This window comes from Streptomyces sp. NPDC046821 (assembly GCF_040645335.1).
Classification (GTDB): Bacteria; Actinomycetota; Actinomycetes; order Streptomycetales; family Streptomycetaceae; genus Streptomyces.
In genome coordinates this window covers 263171-282626 of sequence record NZ_JBEYYB010000005.1, presented here as the reverse complement: position 1 = coordinate 282626, position 19456 = coordinate 263171, and the positions used below count along the sequence as shown (strand labels likewise).

The window sequence follows — 19456 nt, the reverse complement described above, 5'->3', positions numbered from 1 at the left end:
AGGGGTCGGACAATCGGGTCAGTTGAGAGTCACCTCACACCGATGGCCCACGCAGGCCGTTCCGGGAGTGACGCGCAGCCGCAGCCTACGGCCCGTGGCGACCACCTCGACGGACGGGTCGTGGCTGACGACGGTGTGCACGGGCCGGTCCCAGACGATCTCCACGGGCTGTCCCGTGCGCGGCGGTTCACTGATGATCAGGGTCGCGGTGCGCCCCTTGCGGCGGACGAGGACACTGGCGGGGGCCGACGCCGTGAGGTCGCCGGCGGTCCCGGCCTGCCAGAAGTTCGCCGCGTTCACCCCGAGGGAGGGTACGGCGACGGCCTGGACGGCGTCCGTGTTGGCGAGGACCGACAGCCAGCCCTCGTCCTGCGCGCGCTCCGCGACCTCGCTCTTCGATGCTCCCGGCATCAGCAGATAGGCGTATCCGGCATTCGTGGGATTCGTGCCGTGGTCCAGCCAGAGCGTCTGCCAGCGACGGGTGCGGCGCTCGGTGGAGCTGGTGGTGTTGATGTCGGACCAGGCGCCCGTGCGGTCCTCGCGCAGGTGCTTCAGGGCGGCGCCGCCGGGGAAGACCCAGCCGCCGTGGTCCTCCAGGTGGGCCCAGCCCGGGTTCGCCCCCGGGCCTACGGTGAAGGCCTGCGTGCCGCCCTCGCCGAGGTTGCGGTTGTCGACGACGGTCTCGGCGGGGACGCCGTCGGTCGAGCTGATCCCGGCGCCCAGGCAGACCACGGTGTCGGCGAGGCAGAACCAGGACTTGCGGGCCTGGAGCGTCGAGCTGAGCCCCTTCACATGCTGGCCGACGGCCGCGAACTCGCCGTCCGTGGCGCCGCCGACCCACTTCACGGCGGGCCGCGACGCACCCCATTCCCCGCCCGCCCGGTCGGCGAGACGCTTCGTGGACACCGTCGTGCCGGGCAGCCGGTAGAAGTCGACGGTCGGCCAGAACCAGTCGGTGTACTGGTCGGAGCGCTTGCCCCCGGCCCACCAGGAGAGCATCCCGGCGCCCGTGTGCCAGCCGCGCGGGTTCTCGCCGTTGCCGCACTCGTAGTACGCGATGCGGTCCGAGGACATCGAGATGTTCGCGGCGAAGCGCGGGCGCTTGTGGACCGCGCGGTCCATGGACGCGAACAGGGTGTGGCCGACGGGCTCGGGGGCCGCCTCGACGGCCGAGTCCGCGATGGCGTGGAGCCGGGACAGGTCGGCGACGCCGAACTGCTTCGCGGTCAGCAGGGGCGTCACGGTGTCCCGCTGGATCCAGCCCTTGATGCGCGCGTGCCAGCGTTCCCGCTCCGCGGTGCTCGCGCCCGCCGCCAGCTGGGCCATGGCGGCGATCAGGCCCTGGCCGTGGAAGTGGTCGCTGCGCATGACCTTGAGGTCGTCGTTGTTGAGGTAACCCCGGCTGATGGCACGCCCGTTGACGCTGTCCATGATCAGGCCGTCGAAAATCAGCGGGGCGTAGGCGTGCTCGACGCTGTCGAGGATGATCTGCCGGTTCGGGTCGGTGACGGCCCACGTCGACCCGGCGAGCAGCGCGAAGAGCCGCCCGAGCCCGTCGAGCATGACCTGCCCGTAGGTGCCCGAGTAGGCGATGTAGGTGTGCTGGATGAACGACCCGTCGGCGTAGAGGCCGTCGCCCTTGGTGACGTAGGGGAAGACGGGCGAGAGGGCGTCGCGGGCCAGGGCCGTCTTGTCGGCGTTCTTGCCGAGGATGCCGCGCAGGGCGACGGAGCGGCACAGGTCGACGCGGTTGGCGCCGGTGGACGTGCCCGAGTAGTCGCGGAGCACGGAGTCGGGGATGAAGTGGTCGACGGCGGCGAACGCGGCGTCGCGCTGCGCCTGCGTGAGGTGGTCGTACAGCGCCGCCACGATGTCCATGAGGATGCGGGGGCTGCCGATCTGCCACTCCCACCAGTTCCCGTACGGGGTGGTGGTCGCCTTGTAGACCGTGGCGGAGAGGTGGTCGAGGCCCTTGATGACGTCGGCGAGGAGGCCCGCGTCGCCGGTCGACCCCGTACCCTCCTGCACGTACGCCTGCGTCATCGTCCACAGGCGGCTGTAGCCCTGGGTGATGCCGGCCGGCGGGTCGAAGGAGTAGCCGGGCCAGAGCGAGGTGGCGGTGGGGGCCATCGTCGCCCGGAAGCCGCGGGCGAGGTCGCCCAGCTGCGCGAGGCGCGAGGCGTAGGGCTCGGCGGTGGCGTCGTAGCCGGTGCCCAGGGAGATCTCCAGCCAGCGCTTGCGCAGGGTGTCGTACTCGTCGTCCGTGGCCGCCGACGCGGCATGGGCCGGCGTGGCGAGCGCGGCTCCCGCGAGGAGCGTGGACGCGATGAGGAACGTGCGACGCGTGGGTGTCATGGGGCTGCACCTAATCATTGGCGGAAAGCGCTGTCTACGGGTGGGTGAAAGGGGCCCCGCCACGGGTGGCGGGGCCCCTCTCCGTCAGGTCAACTGCCGCAGTGGAAGCGGGCGTCGCCCCAGTCGGCGTGGTCATTGCCGTTGCCGTCGCCGCCGTCACCGACGATCAGGTCGACGTACTTGGCGCCGCTGACGTCGGCGGTGAGCGACCAGGCGTCGTCGGTGGCCTTGAGGACCGGCGACTTCACCTTCTCCGTGCCGTCCGCCGCGACGGAGAACTGCACGGTGCCGCGGGTCGTCTGGACGTCGTCGACGCCGACCTCGGCGGTGAACGACGTGCACTGGCCGCCGAGGTAGTACCGCACCTTGGCGGGCGCGTGCGTGCCGAGACCCTTGGCGTACGTGACGCCGCCGATCCTGATCGGGCCGCCGTCGCCCTGCCCCTGCTCGCCGTTGGACAGGTCGCGCTCGACCGGCCCCCAGCCGTTCGTGGCGGACGTCCAGTCCAGGTCACTGGCGTACGTGTCCTTGGTGGGCGGCGGCGGGAGGGTGCGCACGGTGGCGCTCGCGGTGAGCTTCCGCTCGCCTCCCCCGACGGTGTAAGTGGCCTGCGAACTCAGCTGGTACGACTGGTACTTGGCGTCGACCGGCGGGGTGACCTGCCAGGTGACGGTGGCCTTGGCGCCGGGGGCGACCGTGCCGGGCGCGACCGGGTCCGCGGGCTCGGCCTTCCAGCCGTCGGGCAGGCCGAGCGAGAGGGACGCGTCCTTGATGTCGCTCGACTCGTAGTTGGTGAAGGTGGCCTCGACCTTGTTCTTCTGGCCGGGCTCCAGGGTGTCGCCGGCCTTCACGGAGAGGGTGCCGCAGGCGGCCTTCTCCTTGGCCGGGCCGAGGTCGGTGACGGTGAAGTCGTCGAGCACGAAGTCGGCGCCGCTCGGGGCCCCTTGGAGCTTGCGCAGGCCCGTCCAGGTGTCACCGCAGCCCGCCGTGACCGTGCCCTCGTAGTGGCCGGTCGTGCGCTGCTGCCCGATCGGGGTGCTCGCGGTCTCGACCTGGTCGGGGGTGCCGTCGGCGGCGACGCGGTCGTAGCCGCTCACCCACTGATAGGCGCCCGCGTGGCTGGACTGGTAGTCGAACTCGACCTTGTACGCGTGCCCGTCCTCCATCGGCACGTCGGCCGGTGAAGTCCGGTAGACGACACCGGAGTTCTCCTCGTGGGACTTCAGGGACTCGCCGCCGCCGATGACGTCGTCGACGAGCTTCCCGTTCCAGCCGGCCTGCGTGTACGGGGCGTGCTTCTGGGCGATGTGTGTGCGCGGGTCGGTGACGCCGCCGGAGTTGCCCTTGTCGAAGGGGCCCCAGCCCTGGTCGACGTCCTCGAAGTCCTCGTGGACGACAGTGCCGGGCTTCGTCGCGGGGGCGTTGGCCACCACGCGGACGTCGTCGACGCGCACCTTGGCGGCAGATCCCCTGGCCGCCTCGATCTTCAGCGTGGTGGCACCGTTCGCGGGCGCCGTGAAGTTGACCTTCACGCGCTGCAGGTACGTGCCGCTCCAGTCGCTGGCGGCGATGGTGTTCCGCAGCGTCGAGCGGTCGACGGCTACGGAGCTGCCGCCCGCGCTCAGCGTCGTACGGCGGGACTTCCCGGGTTCGACCTCGACCCAGGCGGAGGCCGTGTAGCGCTTGCCCGCGTCGAGGCCGCTGACGCGCTGCTCCAGGGCGGCGGGGCCAGGACCCGCGAGGGCGGCGCTGTTGCGGCCGTGGTCGTCGGTGTCGCGCGTGACGGCGCCGGTCTTGTCCCAAGCGGCCAGCTTGGCGTCGTTGAAGCCGGGGTCCTTGAGATGCGTGCCCGCACCCCAGGCCGGGTCGACCGCACTCGGCGTCCGGTCGGCCGGGTAGAGCACGTACGGCTGCTTCGCGTCGGCGGTCAGCGTGATCTTGCCGTCGACGGCGCGCACGGTGCCGGTCTTCACGCGGCCGTTGTCGGTGAGCTTGTAGACGGTGTACGCGGATCCGGGCACGTCCCAGCTCGTCGTACCCCCGTCCTGGGCGTAGTGATAGAGCTTCTTGCCGCCGTCCCACGGCAGGAGGTAGGCGGTCCCGTCAAGGACCTTCCTGTCCTGGTCGTAGAAGGTGCGGCGGCCGTTCTCGACGGTGCCGCGGACCCCGCCGGTGAAGGTGATGTCGTCGCCCTTCCAGCGGGTGATCTTCTGGTGCTGGAGGAACTTGGCGGGCAGGTCGCGCTGCCAGATGTTGTCGTAGAAGGAGTTCCAGTCGTTCTCGCCGGTCCAGCCCTCGAAGTCGTCGAGGGCGCTCTGGCCGAGGACCGGGTCGGCGTTCCAGACGTCCTTCTCGCCGTTGCGGATGAACCGGATGATCTTCGAGTTGAGGCCCTTGTTGGTCTTGCCCCCGTAGTCGAGGTCGTTGGCCCAGTGCGACCACAGGGACTGGCGCTCGAACTTGTCGGCCCACTCGGTGGCCATGTTCCAGCCCTGGGAGCGGATGGCCTCGGCGGTCTGCTCGGCGATCCAGCCGTGCGTGTAGTAGACGTCGACGTAGAGCGTCGTGAGGTTCGGGTCGGTCTCGTCGCGCAGCTGCTTGAAGCGGGCGGCGAGGTCACCGCTGTTGATGTCCCGGCGCTGGTTGATGTAGTAGCTCTGGTCGAGCCAGTTCCAGCCCTGGGACTTGGGGTCGACGAGGTCGCCGCTGAAGTGCTGCGCCACGGGGTAAGCCTCGGTGGCGTTCACATGGACACCGAACTCGGCGCCGAACCGCTTGCCCTCCTTGAGCAGTTGGTTGAGGTCCTTGAGACCTCCGGCGCGCTTGTTGGTGTTGCCGCCGTAGTCGGGGTGCGCGGAGTCGTGGCCCTCGGAGGCGTAGCCCTTGAGGAGGGCGAACTGGCCGAGGTTGTCGGTGGCCAGCGAGATCCGCTTGACGTCGTCGAGGGTGCGCAGGAAGGGGTGCGTGGCCTGACTGGCGAAGTTGAAGGGGATGTGGCTGACGACCCGGTCCGGGGTCTCGTCGCTGCCCTTCGCCTTGACGCCGATGGAGCGGAAGGCGACCGCGCCGTCCTGCCAGTCGACGGCGCCGTCCCCGTTCGCGTCGGGCGTGACGACGACCTTGGCCCACGGCAGGTCGTCCCCGGTGGCGGGCTTCGGGGCCCCGTCACCGCGGTAGGTCCACTGCCCGGACCACACGCCGACGCGGGTCGAACCGTCGGCGGACCTGCGCGCCTGGTGCCAGAAGCGGGCGTCGTCGCCGTTGGTCGGGCCGCTGGGCTTGTCGTACGCCGAGTTGGACTCGACGGCGGCGGCCAGCGAGCCGGTGTTGACGATGGCGTACGAGGCGCCGACCGGCGAGGCGTCGGCCGGGGTGCCCGCGGTGACCTTGCCGAACACGTCGGCGGTGCGCGTCGAGTCGTTGTCGAGCGTGGTGAACGCGGTCTCGGCACCGCCGTCCGAACTGCCCACGGAGACGAGGTCGTGCCCTGGGATGTCGATCGTGCCGACCCGGAACGCCTCGGTGTCGCGCACGGCGGTCACCTTGAAGGTGGTGGCGCGCCCGCTGACACTCAGCGAGGCGTCGATCTCCACGCCGGCCAGGTCGGGGAAGGTCAGCGTGTACGCGGCCGTGGTGCCGGTGACTTCGGGGGTGCCCTTGACGGCGACGGCGTAGGCCTTGCCGTTGAGCGTCATCTTGTCGACCGCGTTCGTGCTGCCGAGGAGCCGCTCGCCCGAGGCGCGGTCCGTGTACGAGAGGACGCGCGGGAAGTCGTCGGCGACGGCGACGGACAGCTGCTCGGACCCGATGACGGCCTGCGCCACGGCGGGCGCGGGGTCGGCGGCGGCCGGAATGACGGGGCCGGTGAGGGCGAACACGGCGGACGATGCGGCGACGACGGCGACGGAGCCGGCTGCGCGAGATCTTCGTGTCATGCAGGACTGGGTATCGGCGGGGGCGCGGCCCGGTCAACGGAGTCGGCTCTTGTGGGCGGCGGCAGTCCAACAACCCCCGCCCGGAAGTCCAAGTCACCCCGCGTAGCCGCCGACCCGGTCAGACATACGCGGAAGATCTACGCGCGTCCGCAAGAGCGCTCCGGACCCGGACGCGGTGTAATCGGAAAAACACAGGCCGCTGGATGTTGAAACTTGAACAGAATGGCGCTAGAGTCATTCTCGTTGAACGTTAAACATTCAACGAAACCACTCGCCCCGCCCCGTCCCCAAGGAGCAAGTCATGGGTCTCTTCGGCCGCAAGAACGACGCCACCGCCACCGCCGCCACCACCGAGGTCAACCCCGACCTGGCCGCCCTGTCCGGCGACTACACCATCGACCCGTCGCACACCACGCTCGGCTTCGTCGCCCGCCACGCCATGGTCACGAACGTGAAGGGCTCCTTCCAGGACTTCGAGGGCACGCTCCACCTGGACGGCTCCGACCCGTCGAAGTCCACCGCGTCGTTCGACGTCAAGATGGAGTCCATCGAGACCGGCAACGCCGACCGCGACGGTCACCTCAAGAGCTCCGACTTCTTCAAGACGGACGAGTTCCCGTCGATGACGTTCCGCTCCACCTCGGCCAAGGCCCTGGGCGGCGACGACTACCAGATCACCGGTGACCTCACCATCCTCGGCACCACCAAGCCCCTCACCATCGACCTGGAGTTCAACGGCTCCGCGACCGACCCGTTCGGCAACGCCCGCGTCGGCTTCGAGGGCAAGGCCACGATCCTGCGCTCCGAGTGGGGCCTGACCTGGAACGCGGCCCTGGAGACCGGCGGCGTCCTGGTCTCGGACAAGATCAAGCTGGCCTTCGACATCTCGGCGATCAAGAACGCCTGAGTGTCACCACGGTGACCCGGCCCTGACGCCGGCCACCCTCTCCACGAGCGCGCCCGCCTCTCCGTCCCACAAGGACGGAGGGCGGGCGCTCGGCGTTCACGGCCAGGAGCAACTCCGTTCCGGCCGGGGGAAGTTGAAGGTTACGTTCCGCTTTATCGGAGGTCGAGGCAACTTCTTACACTCCCTTCACTCAGGTACCAATGCGGCGTTACGCTGCGTCGGGCTGCCGGTCGGGCCGTCTGCCGCTCCTGCGAAAGGCGCCACCGTCCCCATGAGCACGAACCGAGGGCTCCAGGCCAACGCGCTGGGCACCTCCGACAGCATCGTGATGGCAGTGGCGGGCAGCGCACCCGCCTACTCGATCGCCGCCACCACCGCCGTACTCATCGGCACCGTGGGCCTGGCCGCGCCGGCCGCGCTCCTCTACTGCGCGATACCCATGCTCGGCATCGCCTGGGCCTTCAACTACCTGGGTCGCCTCGACGTGAACGCGGGCGCCAGCTACTCCTGGGTCGGCCGCGCCCTGCACCCCTTCCTCGGCTTCATCAGCGGCTGGTCCCTGGTGATCTCGGCCACCATCTTCATGGTCGCGGGCTCGCTCCCGGCCGGCGCCATGACGCTCGAACTCATCTCGCCCGCGCACGCCGACGACACCGTGCTCGCCGCGGCCGTGGGCGCCGTCTGGTTCCTGGCGATGCTCTCCGTCGTCCTCCTGGGCGCGAAGCTCACGGTCCACGCACAGCTCCTGATGTCCGGGATCGAGCTGGTCATCCTGATCGTGGTGGCCGTCGCCGCCCTGTTCAGCGACAAGCGCGTCACCGAGTTCTCCTGGTCCTGGCTCGGGTTCAGCCACTTCGACGGGCCCTCCGGGTTCGCCGCGGGCGCGCTGATCGCCGCGTTCTACTACTGGGGCTGGGACGTCACCAGCAACCTCAGCGAGGAGACCCGTAACAGCCGCAAGACCTCCGGGCTCGCCGGGCTGATCGGTGTCGGGATCGTCTTCGTCCTCTTCGAGGTCTTCACGATCGCCACCAACATGCTGCTCACGCCCAAGGAGATCGCGGCCGGCGACAACATCATGGGCCTGCTCGGCGACCGCGTACTGCCGGGCCCCGGCGGCGAGTTGCTGATGGTCGCCGCGATGCTGTCCACCATCGCGACCCTGGAGACGACGCTCATCCAGGTGACGCGTTCACTGTTCTCGATGGGCCGCGACCGCACGCTGCCCGCCGCCCTCGGCAAGTCGCACCCGCGCTGGCAGACGCCGTGGGTCGCGATCCTCGTCGTCGGTGTCGTCGCCCTCGCGATGTTCGTCGCGTCGACCGCGATGGGCTCGGTCTCGGCCGTCCTGGAGGACGCCGTCGCCGCCATCGGACTCCAGATCGCGGTCTACTACGGGCTCGCGGGCCTCGCCGTCGTGGTGGCGTACCGCAAGCTGCTGTTCAAGTCGGCCTCGAACTTCTTCTTCGGCGGTCTGTGGCCGCTGACCGGCTCGCTCTTCATGATCTGGGTCTTCGTCGAGTCCCTCGGCAGCCTGTCGGACACGGCCATCGCGATCGGCGTCGGCGGCATCGCCGTGGGCCTGGTCCCGATGGTCTGGTACCGCGCCAAGGGCTCCTCGTACTACCGGCCGGCCCGCCTGGACGCGGCGCGCCAGGAGCAGGTGCACGCCGAGTACGGGAACCAGGCGCCGGTGTACGCGGCGTCGACCGGCGACACCCTGTCCACGGACCTCTGACGGTCGTCCCCGAGAACACCCACAACTCACTACCGACTGGCGAGGACCCGGATGACCGTCCGTTTCGATCCCACGAACGGTGACCGGGCCCTGGCGTCGGCCCGTCAGGACATCGCGATCGGACGCTGGCAGGGCCTGGCCGAGCTGAGCGCCGCGACCGGCGACGACTGGGACCGGCGGACGTTCCGGATGCGGCTGCTCGCCCAGGCCGCCGCCGGCACGTCCGTCGTGGAGTCCTGGCACGAGTCACAGCCCGACAACCCCGACGCCCTCGTCCTGCGCGCCGAGACCGAGGTGATGCGGGCGTTCAACCTGGCACTGGCGGCGGGCCCCGAACGGGTGGTCCCCGCAGACCAGTTGGAGCGCGCCGTCCGCACGGCGCTCCGTGCGTCCGAGGCCTTCCCCGCGGATCCGGTGCCCTGGGTCTCCCTGCTGAGCGTCGCCCGCCTCTTCCCCGGCGGCCACCCCTCCACCGAGCGCTGGTGGAAGGAGCTGCAGCAGCGCGACCCGTACAACCGGGAGGGCCACCACCAGGTGCTGCGGCACATGTCCGCGCGCTGGCACGGCTCGCACGGGGTCATGTACAACTTCGCGCAGGACGTCACGGCGTCCCTGCCGCCCGGGTCGCCGCTCGCCGTCCTCTCCCAGGTCGCCCGGGTCGAGGAGTACCGCTACCGGGTCGAGCGGGAGGGCGACCAGGCGATCGGCCTGCTCCAGTTCTGGAACAACGAGAACACCGCGTCGCAGGCCAGGCGCACCTGGAACCTGTGGATCGCGCGCCGCAGTCACATGTACGCGCAGGACATCGCGGACCTCAACACCCTTGCTCACGCGTCGTGTTACGCCGACCTGACGGGTGAGGCAGCACATCTCTTCCGGCTCATGGCGGGCCAGGCCACCCGGGTCCCGTGGTCCTGCCACGGCTCCCCGCGAGAGGTCTTCTCACGCTGGCAGGCGAAGCTCCTGGGCTGACCGGCGCACAGCCGTGGCGTGACGTGCGCCACACCGGGGCGCCGTGATGTCACAAACCCGCCTTCCGTGGCCGTCCAAAGGGTGAGCGCCCACGGGAGGAGCGAGCCCATGTCGGCAGGTACCACGGACGGCAGCACGGGGACGGTGCGCGAAAGGGGGCGGGCCCCGGCCGGTGAGCGCGTCGCGGACTGGGCCGACGGCCGCCTGGGACTGCACACACTCGGCAGGAAGTACCTGCGCAAGGTCTTCCCCGACCACTGGTCGTTCCTGCTGGGCGAGGTCTGCCTCTACACCTTCGCGATCCTCGTCCTGACCGGTGTCTACCTCACCCTGTTCTTCCAGCCGTCGATGAACGAGGTTGTGTACCACGGCAGTTACGTGCCGCTGAACGGCATCCCGATGTCCGAGGCGTACGCCTCCACGCTCGACATCAGCTTCGACGTGCGGGGCGGGCTGCTGATCCGGCAGATCCACCACTGGGCGGCGCTGATCTTCGTGGCGGCGATGCTCGTCCACATGATGCGGCACTTCTTCACCGGGTCGTTCCGCAAGCCGCGCGAGATGAACTGGCTGTTCGGCTGGCTGCTCCTCGTACTCGGCCTGTTCGAGGGCCTGTTGGGGTACTCGCTGCCGGACGACCTGCTCTCGGGGACGGGGATGCGCTTCCTCGACGGGGCGATCCTGTCGGTGCCGGTCGTCGGGACGTATCTGTCGATGTTCCTGTTCGGCGGGGAGTTCCCGGGGCACGACGTCGTGGGGCGGTTCTACTCGGTGCACGTGCTGCTGTTCCCGGGCATCATGGCGGCGCTCGTGGTGGCCCATCTGATCCTCGTCGTGTACCACAAGCACACGCAGTTCCCGGGCCGGGGAAAGACCGAACGCAACGTCGTGGGCGCGCCGTTCTTCCCGGTGTACCTCGCGAAGGCCGGCGGCTTCTTCTTCGTGGTGTTCGGTGTCGTCGCGTTCATCGCCGCCGTCGCGACCATCAACCCTGTCTGGAACTACGGGCCTTACCGCGTCGACCAGGTGTCCACGGGCGCGCAGCCTGACTGGTACCTCGGGTTCGCGGAGGGGCTGCTGCGGGTGATGCCGGGCTGGGAGATCACCGCGTGGGGGCACACGCTGGCCCTCGGCGTGCTGATCCCGCTGGTGGTCTTCCCGGCGGTCCTCGTGGTGATCGGCGCGTATCCGTTCCTGGAGTCCTGGGTCACGGGTGACCGGCGCGAGCACCATCTCCTGGACCGGCCGCGCGACCGGCCGGTGCGCACGGCGCTCGGGGTGGCGTGGCTGACGTTCTTCCTGGTGGCCCTGGTGGGCGGCGGGAACGACATCTGGGCGACCCGCTTCCACGTCTCGCTGAACGCGGTCACGTGGTTCGTCCGCGCGGCGCTGATCGTCGGCCCGGTGATCACCTTCGCCGTCACCCGGCGGATCTGCCTCGGCCTCCAGCTCCGCGACCGTGAACTCGTGCTGCACGGGCGGGAGTCGGGCCGGATCACCCGCCTCCCGAACGGCGAGTACGTCGAGACGCACATCCCACTCACCCAGGCCGAGCTGCACACCCTGACCGCGCACGAGCAGCCCGTACCCCTGGAGCTGCCGCCCACGACCGACGCGAACGGTGTGCCGCGCCGGGTGCCGCACGGCGAACGGCTCCGGGTCCGGCTCTCGCACGCGATGTACGGCGAGGGAGCGCACATCCCGAAGCCGACGGCCACGGAGTATCTGCGGGCGTGGGCGCCGGGGCGGCCACATTCCGGACCGGCCCTCTCAGGCGGTCAGAAGCCTCCGCCGAAGTCCCCGCCGCCTCCCCCGCCGAAGTCGCCGCCGCCTCCGCCGAAGTCCCCGCCTCCGCCCCCGAAGTCACCGAAGTCGTTCGAGTCGAAGTCGGCGCCCGAGTAGTCACCGCCGTCGTAACCGGCTCCGGCGCCGAAGTCCCCGTACCCGGTGCCGTAGTCGGCCGCGTAGGCAGGGCTCGACATCATCGTGCCGAGCATCGTCCCGATGAGGAGGCCGGGCAGGATGCCGCCGCCGAAGTAGCCGCCCGCCCAGGGGCCGTACGCGGGGCCCGCGTCGTAGTACGGGCGGCGCTCGCCGTAGCCCGTGTCGACCGTGCGGATCATGGGGTCGGTGCCGTCCTGGATGCGGGCCGCGTCGGCGGCGCAGACCGGGACGTCGCGCTCGGCGCCTCCGGGCGGCGCCCACCGCGCCTCCGTCACGGAGGGGCCGTGGCGCGGGTCGAAGAAGCAGGGCACCCGGCGCTCGGGCAGCGGCCGGCCCTCGCGGCGCGCGGCCAGCATGGCGAGCGAGAACCGCCCGTCGTCCAGGGCCTCCGTCACCGCGCGCACGTCCTCGGGGCGCCCGGCCGCGGCCATGGCCTGCTTCGCGGTCTCGTACGAGTCGAGGGCACGCTCGTAGTCGGCGCGCATCGCGTCGTCCGCGCCCTGCTCGGCGGGGTGGAAGTCGAGCCGGTCCAGCTCCTCGCCGAACGCCGTGATGTCCTCGTCGACGACGACTCGCAGCTGCTCCAGAGCGGCCCGCTGCTCCTCCTCGCGCTGCTTGCGCCGCCTGCGCGTCACGGCGTACACGCCGCCGCCGGCCAGGACGACGACCGCGCCGACGCCGATCAGGGCGCCGACCTGGGTGCCGCCGTTGCCGCCGCCCGCGCCCCAGTCGGCGGGCGCCGAGCCGCGCGCGTTGCGGACGGCCGTGTCGACGAAGTCGTTGAGCTGCCTGACGGCGCTCTCGCCCTGGACACTGCCCGTCAGGTTCCGGACGGCGCTCTGTGACATGACCTGGTGGTCGGCCCGCGCTTCGAACGCCTGGCCGAGCCGGATCGCGTAGACGCCGGTGATGCCGGTCTTGGTACGCAGGTCGGAGAAGAGCGCCTTCGTCTGGAAGCCGGCGGGCAGCACGGCCACCATGACGGGCTTGTCCGCGTCCTTGATCTTCTTGGCGAGGGCATTGGCGTCCCCGGCGCTCAGCTGGCCGGACGCGGCCGGGTCGACGTACACAGGACTGTGCTTCAGGGCATCGGCCACGGTCGAGACATCGGAGGGGGCAGCCGCGCGTGCCCCCGGTGTCGCGGCGGTCATGGCGCCCAGGGCGAGAAGTGTTCCGGACAGGGCGCATATCAGGCGCGGTGCCCGGCGGGTGGGCCTCATATCTCGACGCTAACGCAGGAGGGGCCCGTGTGCTGCCCGTACCGGCAGGCTGCTCACGGGCCCCTCGGGCGTACTACTCGACGGGCTCGACCCCGGCGCGCAGGAGGCCGTACGTGTACGCGTCCTCCAGTGCGCCCCACGACGCGGCGATGACGTTCTCGGCGACGCCGACGGTGGACCACTCGCCCGCGCCGTCGGTCGTCGAGATCAGGACGCGGGTCGTGGAGGACGTGCCGTGCTTGCCCTCCAGGATGCGGACCTTGTAGTCCACGAGCTCCAGCTTGGCGAGCTGCGGGTAGATGCGCTCCAGGCCGACGCGCAGGGCGCGGTCCAGGGCGTTGACCGGGCCGTTGCCCTCGGCCGTGGCGACGATGCGCTCGCCCTTGGCCCACAGCTTCACGGTCGCCTCGTTGGCGTGGCTGCCGTCGGGGCGGTCCTCGACGATGGCGCGCCACGACTCGACGCGGAAGTAGCGCCGCGCCCGGCCCTCGGCCTCCTCGCGCAGCAGCAGCTCGAAGGAGGCGTCGGCGGCCTCGTACGTGTAGCCCTTGAGCTCGCGCTCCTTGACGCGCTCGACGACGCGGCCGACAAGCTCGCGGTCGTCGGAGATGTCGACGCCGAGCTCCTTGCCCTTGAGCTCGATGGACGCGCGGCCCGCCATGTCGGAGACGAGCATCCGGATGCGGTTGCCGACGAGGTCGGGGTCGATGTGCTGGTAGAGGTCCGGGTCGACCTTGATCGCGGAGGCGTGCAGACCCGCCTTGTGCGCGAACGCGGAGACTCCGACGTACGGCTGGTGCGTGGACGGGGTGAGGTTCACGACCTCGGCGATGGCGTGCGAGATCCGGGTCATCTCGCGCAGGGCGCCCTCGGGCAGCACCTTCTTGCCGTACTTGAGCTCCAGGGCCGCGACGACCGGGAAGAGGTTGGAGTTGCCGACGCGCTCGCCGTAGCCGTTGGCCGTGCACTGGACGTGGGTCGCGCCCGCGTCCACGGCGGCGAGGGTGTTGGCGACGGCGCAGCCGGTGTCGTCCTGGGCGTGGATGCCGAGGCGGGCCCCGGTGTCGGCGAGGACGGTGGCGGTGATCGCCTGGACCTGCGCGGGGAGCATCCCGCCGTTGGTGTCGCACAGGACGACGACGTCGGCGCCGGCCTCGTGCGCGGCCCGTACGACGGACTTCGCGTACTCGGGGTTGGCGCGGTAGCCGTCGAAGAAGTGCTCGCAGTCGACGAAGACGCGGCGGCCCTGCTCGCGCAGGTAGGAGACGGTGTCGCGGACCATCTCCAGGTTCTCGTCGAGGGTGGTGCGCAGGGCCAGTTCGACGTGCCGGTCGTGCGACTTGGCGACCAGGGTCACGACCGGGGCTCCGGACTCGACGAGTGCCCTGACCTGCGGGTCCTCGGAGGCCTTGGAGCCGGCGCGGCGGGTGGCGCCGAACGCGACGAGCTCGGCGTGCTTGAAGTCGATCTCCGCCTGGGCGCGGGCGAAGAACTCGGTGTCTCGGGGGTTGGCGCCGGGCCAGCCGCCCTCGATGAAGCCCACGCCGAAGTCGTCCAGGTGCCGGGCGATGGTCAGCTTGTCGGCGACGGTCAGGTTGATGCCTTCACGCTGTGCGCCGTCGCGCAGGGTGGTGTCGAAGACGTGGAAGTCGTCGTCGACGCGGGAAGAGCGATTGTCGTCGGTTGCGTCCGTCATGCTGATCTGGCTCCTGTTTCGGATCTCGGTCTACCGGAAGAACCGGCTCCACCGTCCCCCTATGATCCCTCGCGCTCCGGTCCCGGCTACGGGTGGGCCAGGAAACGAAAAAACCCCTCGCGGGTGCGAGAGGTCTGCGCGCGGGTCGAGACGACGATGCCCGCCTGTACGTGGTCGTACGAGGCGGTCACTGCGGACCGGCGCGCCTGCTGCCAATAATCATGGCGAACGAGAGCACGTGCGCACTATGCCACAGCCCGGGCGGGGCCCGGGCTGTGGTCTCACGATGTGGGCCTGGTGATGGAATCAGGCGTGGGACAAGGCGTGGAATCAGGCCACGCTTGCTTTCCCTGCCGCGCTCGTGGCGCTCAGGCCCTCGACCCGGTTGAGGTCGATGTCCCGGGTCTCACGCATCGTCAGGTAGACGACCAGCGAGACCGCCGCGCACCCGGCGACGTACCAGTAGAAGCCGGACTCGATGCCCGCGTCCTTGAACCACAGGGCCACGTACTCCGCCGTGCCGCCGAAGAGGGCGTTGGCGATGGCGTACGGGAGGGCGACCCCGAGGGCGCGGATGCCGGTCGGGAACAGCTCCGCCTTCACGCACGCGTTGATCGACGTGTAGCCGGTGACGACGACCAGGGCGAGCAGGGCCAGGCCGAGGGCCGGCCAGAAGGAGCCCGCGTGCTTCAGCAGCGTCATGATCGGCACGGTCAGGAAGGTCGAGCCGACCGCGAAGGTGATCAGGAGCGGACGGCGGCCGATCCGGTCGGACAGCGCCCCCGCGAGCGGCTGGAGACACGCGAAGACGATCAGCGCGCAGAACGAGACGAGGGTCGCGGTCTCCTTGCTGAGCCCGGCGGAGTTCGAGAGGTACTTGGTGAGGTAGGTCGTGTACGTGTAGTAGGCGACCGTGCCGCCCATCGTCAGGGCCATCACCAGGAACGCCTCGCGCCGGTGCGCCCACAGCGCCTTGAGGGTGCCCTTCTGCGCCGCCCCCGCGTCGTCGGCGGACTCCTCGTAGATCTCGGTCTCCAACATGCTGCGCCGCAGGTAGAAGATGACCGCCGCGCCGAGCGCGCCGACGATGAAGGGGAGGCGCCAGCCCCAGCTGTGCAGGGCCCCGTCGGACAGGGTGCGCTGGAGCACGATCTGGAGGCCGAGGCCCACGATCTGACCGGCGGTCATGGAGACGTACTGGAAGCTGGACGCGAAGCCGCGCCGGCGCGGGTCGGACGCCTCGGTGAGGTAGGTGGCGCTGGCCGCGTACTCGCCGCCGACCGAGAGGCCCTGGAGGAGGCGGGCGACGAGCAGGACGGCGGCGCCGCCGTACCCGGCCACCGCGTAGGTCGGGGCTACCGCGATGAGGACAGCGGACGCCGACATGAGGCTGACGGTCAGGGTGAGCGCCGCCTTGCGGCCCTTGCGGTCACCGACCCGGCCGAGCAGCCAGCCGCCCACGGGCCGCATGAAGAATCCGACGGCGAAGATGCCGGCGGTGTTCATGAGCTGGGCCGTCGGGTTCCCGTCCGGGAAGAACGCCCCGGCGAAGTACGTGGCGAAGCTGGCGTACACGAACCAGTCGAACCACTCGACCATGTTCCCGGCGGATCCGACCAGGATCTTCTTCCACTGCTCTCGTCCCATGCGCGCCCACGCTGCCGGACGGCTTCACCGCGTGACAAGGATGTCACCGGCAACGATCGGGCGTACTTGCGTTCATTGTGGTCGCGGCAAGGGCGGTCGCGGCGTGGGTGGTCACCGGCTTCGTGTCGCGGCATCGACGACTGCGGGGCCTCTTGTCGGATCGTTCAACAATCCTCTACGTTACGGGCGTGATCCAGGACCTCTTCGACCTCAACGCCGATCTCGGCGAAGGCTTCGGCCGCTGGACCCTCACCGATGACGAGGCGCTGCTCTCCGTCGTGACCAGCGCCAATGTCGCCTGCGGCTTCCACGCGGGCGACCCCTCCGTGATGCGCCGCGTGTGCGACCTCGCCGCCGAGCGCGGGGTACGGATCGGGGCGCAGGTGTCGTACCGCGACCTGGCCGGGTTCGGGCGGCGGGCGATGGATGTGCCGGCGGACGAGCTGGCCTGCGAAGTCGCTTACCAGATCGGTGCGTTGAGGGTGTTCGCCGAGGCGGCCGGGGCGCACGTGGCCTACGTGAAGCCGCACGGCGCCCTCTACAACCGCACGGTCCATGACGCGGAGCAGGCGGGCGCCGTCGTCGCGGGGGTCCGGCTCGCGGGCGGGTCGCTGCCCGTCCTCGGCCTTCCGGGCTCCCGGCTGCTCGACGCCGCCCGGGACGCCGGTCTCGAACCGGTGCCGGAAGCCTTCGCCGACCGCGCCTACACGCCGGGCGGCACGCTCGTGCCGCGCAGCGAGGCGAACTCCGTGGTCAGCGACGAGGACACCGTGGTGCGCCGCTCGGTGGCGTTCGCGGTCGAGGGCGCCGTCGACACGGTGGACGGCACATCCGTCGCGGTCGCCGCCCGCTCCCTGTGCCTGCACGGCGACACCCCGGGCGCGGCCCGGCTCGCGGCCCGCGTACGGCAGGCCCTCGAAGAGGCCGGGGTCAAGGTCGGGGCGTTCGCGTGACGGCCACCGCGCCCGCGGTGACGGTACGGCCCGCCGGGCGGAGCGCGCTGCTCGTGGAGTTGCCGGACGCCGAGCACACCGGCGCGTTCCACGCGGAGCTGCTGCGCCGCCGGGCTGCCGGAACGCTGCCTCCGGTCGCCGAGATCGTGCCGGGCGCGCGTACGGTCCTGCTCGACGGAGTGGCCGATCCGGAGCTGCTGGCACGCCAACTCCCGGCCTGGGACGTCCCGTTGGGCGCCGCTCAGGAGGGTGACGTCGTCGAGATCCCGGTGGTCTACGACGGCCCGGACCTCGCCGAGGTGGCGGACCGTTGGGGCGTGACGGAGGACGAGGTCGCGGCCCGCCACTCCTCGTACACGTACCGGGTGGCCTTCTGCGGGTTCGCTCCCGGGTTCGGGTATCTCACGGGGCTGCCCGCCGAGTTGCACGTGCCGCGCCGGGCGACCCCGCGTACGCGCGTCCCCGCGGGGGCGCTCGCGCTCGCGGGTCCGTACAGCGCCGTCTATCCGCGGGCGACGCCCGGCGGCTGGCAGCTGATCGGCACGATGCCGGACCCGGCGCCGCTGTGGGACCCGTCCCGGGAGGCGGCGGCGCTGCTGACTCCGGGCACCCGCGTCCGGTTCGTCGAGGGCGGCGTATGACCGCCAAGCTCACCGTCGTCCGCGCCGGAGCCCTCACCACGATCCAGGACGCAGGCCGAACTGGCCATGCTCACCTGGGAGTTCTCCGTTCGGGCGCCCTGGACGCGCCCGCGATGCGGCTCGCCAACCGGCTGCTCGGCAACCCCGGTGAAGCGGCCGTCCTGGAGACCACGCTCACCGGGTGCGCGCTGCGGCCCGACCGGACGGTCACCGTCGTCGTGGGCGGGGCGCCCTGTCCGGTCACCGTAGACGGCGAGCCCATGGCGTGGGGCGCGCCGGTGCGGGTGCCGGCGGGTGCGGTGCTCGACGCGGGGAGGGCGACGGCCGGGCTGCGTTCCTACGTGGCCGTGGCGGGCGGCATCACCGTCGAGCCGGTGCTCGGCAGCCGCTCGACGGACCTCCTGTCGGGGCTCGGCCCCGCTCCCCTGTGCGACGGCGACGTACTGCCCGTCGGCTCCCCGGACCCGGTCCCGGCGCTCCCGCCCGCCGCTCCCTGGCCCGGCCCGCCCACCGTACTGACCCTGCCCGTGCGGCTCGGCCCGCGATCGGACTGGTTCACGGCGGAGGCGCTGCGTACGTTCACGGCCGCCGCGTACCGCGTGTCCGCGCACAGCAACCGCATCGGCCTGCGTACCGAAGGGCCTTCCCTGGAACGGGAGTTGACTGGCGAGCTGGCCAGTGAGGGCATGGTGCTCGGCGCGGTGCAGGTGCCGCCCGACGGCCGTCCGGTGGTGTTCCTGCACGACCATCCGACGACGGGCGGCTACCCGGTGATCGGCGTGGTCCCCGAGCCCGCCCTCGCCGGCGCGGCCCAGGCGGCGCCCGGCACGCTCCTGCGTTTCACGCTCAGCTAGCTGAGCGCGTCGTCCAGGAACTCCCGTACGTGGGACAGGATCCGCTCCCGGTCCGTGCCGCGCAGCCCGATCGCGACGTGGATGGAGAAGCCGTCGAGCATCGCCCGCAGCCGGTACGCGAAGCGGTCCGGGTCGAACGGCGGGAGCTCGCCGCCGGACATGCCTTCCGCGAGCAGCGCGACGAGGTCGCGGTGCCAGGCCCGCTCGATCGCGGCCTGCCGCTCGCGCCCGTCGTCGTCGGCGTTCTGCGAGCGGTTCCAGACCTCCATCCACAGCGTCCAGTGCGGGTCGCCCTGCGCGTCGGGGACGTACAGGTCGACGTAGGCGTCAAGACGCTCGCGGACCGTGCCGCCGTTCGCCAGGAGCCGCGCCCGCTCGGCGCCGAGGCGGCCCTCGCTCCACTCCAGGGTCCGCAGCAGCAGCTCGTCCTTGGAGCCGAAGTAGTAGAGCAGGTGCCCGCTGCTCATGCCGACCTCGCGGCCGAGCGCGGCCATGGTCAGCTTCTCCAGGCCGCGTTCGGCGATCATCTCCATGGCGACGGCGAGCACCTCTTCACGCGGGGGTGCGTGCCGGCGGCTGCGGGCCTGGGCCACG

The 19456-nt window shown here is 71.0% G+C and carries 12 protein-coding genes; 7 read left to right on the top strand and 5 right to left on the bottom strand.

The genetic code is table 11. The features are described 5' to 3' along the window. Nucleotides 1-18 precede the first annotated feature (18 nt). On the bottom strand, nucleotides 19-2355 hold the full coding sequence (locus ABZ893_RS12145; RefSeq protein WP_361400873.1) for a polysaccharide lyase 8 family protein: 2337 nt from the start codon (nucleotides 2353-2355) through the stop codon (nucleotides 19-21). Between the two features lie 89 nt (nucleotides 2356-2444). Then, a complete protein-coding gene (locus ABZ893_RS12140; protein ID WP_361400871.1) occupies nucleotides 2445-6290 on the bottom strand; it encodes an endo-alpha-N-acetylgalactosaminidase family protein in 3846 nt (1281 codons plus the stop codon). A gap of 301 nt (nucleotides 6291-6591) precedes the next feature. Here ABZ893_RS12140 and ABZ893_RS12135 point away from each other — a divergent pair, with 301 nt between their 5' ends. The 4 genes from ABZ893_RS12135 (at nucleotide 6592) to ABZ893_RS12120 (ending at nucleotide 11809) form a co-directional block, all read left to right on the top strand. Continuing rightward, nucleotides 6592-7197 (top strand): YceI family protein, encoded by a 606-nt coding sequence (locus ABZ893_RS12135; protein WP_361400868.1) that lies wholly within the window; start codon nucleotides 6592-6594, stop codon nucleotides 7195-7197. A 271-nt stretch (nucleotides 7198-7468) separates the two neighbouring features. Next, complete coding sequence (locus ABZ893_RS12130; RefSeq protein WP_361400864.1) at nucleotides 7469-8935, top strand: APC family permease; 1467 nt, start codon at nucleotides 7469-7471, stop codon at nucleotides 8933-8935. A 51-nt stretch (nucleotides 8936-8986) separates the two neighbouring features. Next, on the top strand, nucleotides 8987-9907 hold the full coding sequence (locus ABZ893_RS12125) for a hypothetical protein (protein WP_361400861.1): 921 nt from the start codon (nucleotides 8987-8989) through the stop codon (nucleotides 9905-9907). A 108-nt stretch (nucleotides 9908-10015) separates the two neighbouring features. Beyond that, on the top strand, nucleotides 10016-11809 hold the full coding sequence (locus tag ABZ893_RS12120) for a cytochrome bc complex cytochrome b subunit (protein WP_361400858.1): 1794 nt from the start codon (nucleotides 10016-10018) through the stop codon (nucleotides 11807-11809). 1335 nt (nucleotides 11810-13144) lie between these two features. Here the strand turns inward: ABZ893_RS12120 and cimA are convergent. After that, nucleotides 13145-14767, bottom strand: coding sequence for a citramalate synthase (gene cimA, locus ABZ893_RS12115; RefSeq protein WP_361400856.1), 1623 nt, complete (start codon nucleotides 14765-14767; stop codon nucleotides 13145-13147). 330 nt (nucleotides 14768-15097) lie between these two features. After that, a complete protein-coding gene (locus ABZ893_RS12110; protein ID WP_361400853.1) occupies nucleotides 15098-16414 on the bottom strand; it encodes an MFS transporter in 1317 nt (438 codons plus the stop codon). Between the two features lie 191 nt (nucleotides 16415-16605). Here ABZ893_RS12110 and ABZ893_RS12105 point away from each other — a divergent pair, with 191 nt between their 5' ends. Genes ABZ893_RS12105 through ABZ893_RS12095 form a run of 3 tightly spaced genes read left to right on the top strand, consistent with a single transcriptional unit; the run spans nucleotide 16606 to nucleotide 18862 of the window. Continuing rightward, nucleotides 16606-17367 (top strand): 5-oxoprolinase subunit PxpA, encoded by a 762-nt coding sequence (locus tag ABZ893_RS12105; RefSeq protein ID WP_361401338.1) that lies wholly within the window; start codon nucleotides 16606-16608, stop codon nucleotides 17365-17367. After that, complete coding sequence (locus ABZ893_RS12100; protein ID WP_361400850.1) at nucleotides 17364-18008, top strand: allophanate hydrolase subunit 1; 645 nt, start codon at nucleotides 17364-17366, stop codon at nucleotides 18006-18008. Before ABZ893_RS12105 ends, ABZ893_RS12100 begins: the two co-directional genes overlap by 4 nt. After that, a complete protein-coding gene (locus ABZ893_RS12095) occupies nucleotides 18005-18862 on the top strand; it encodes a biotin-dependent carboxyltransferase family protein (protein ID WP_361400847.1) in 858 nt (285 codons plus the stop codon). The genes ABZ893_RS12100 and ABZ893_RS12095 overlap by 4 nt, the downstream gene beginning before the upstream one ends. Here ABZ893_RS12095 and ABZ893_RS12090 read toward each other — a convergent pair. Then, nucleotides 18859-19395, bottom strand: coding sequence for a TetR/AcrR family transcriptional regulator (locus tag ABZ893_RS12090; RefSeq protein WP_361401335.1), 537 nt, complete (start codon nucleotides 19393-19395; stop codon nucleotides 18859-18861). The genes ABZ893_RS12095 and ABZ893_RS12090 overlap by 4 nt on opposite strands. Between the last annotated feature and the right edge of the window lie 61 nt (nucleotides 19396-19456).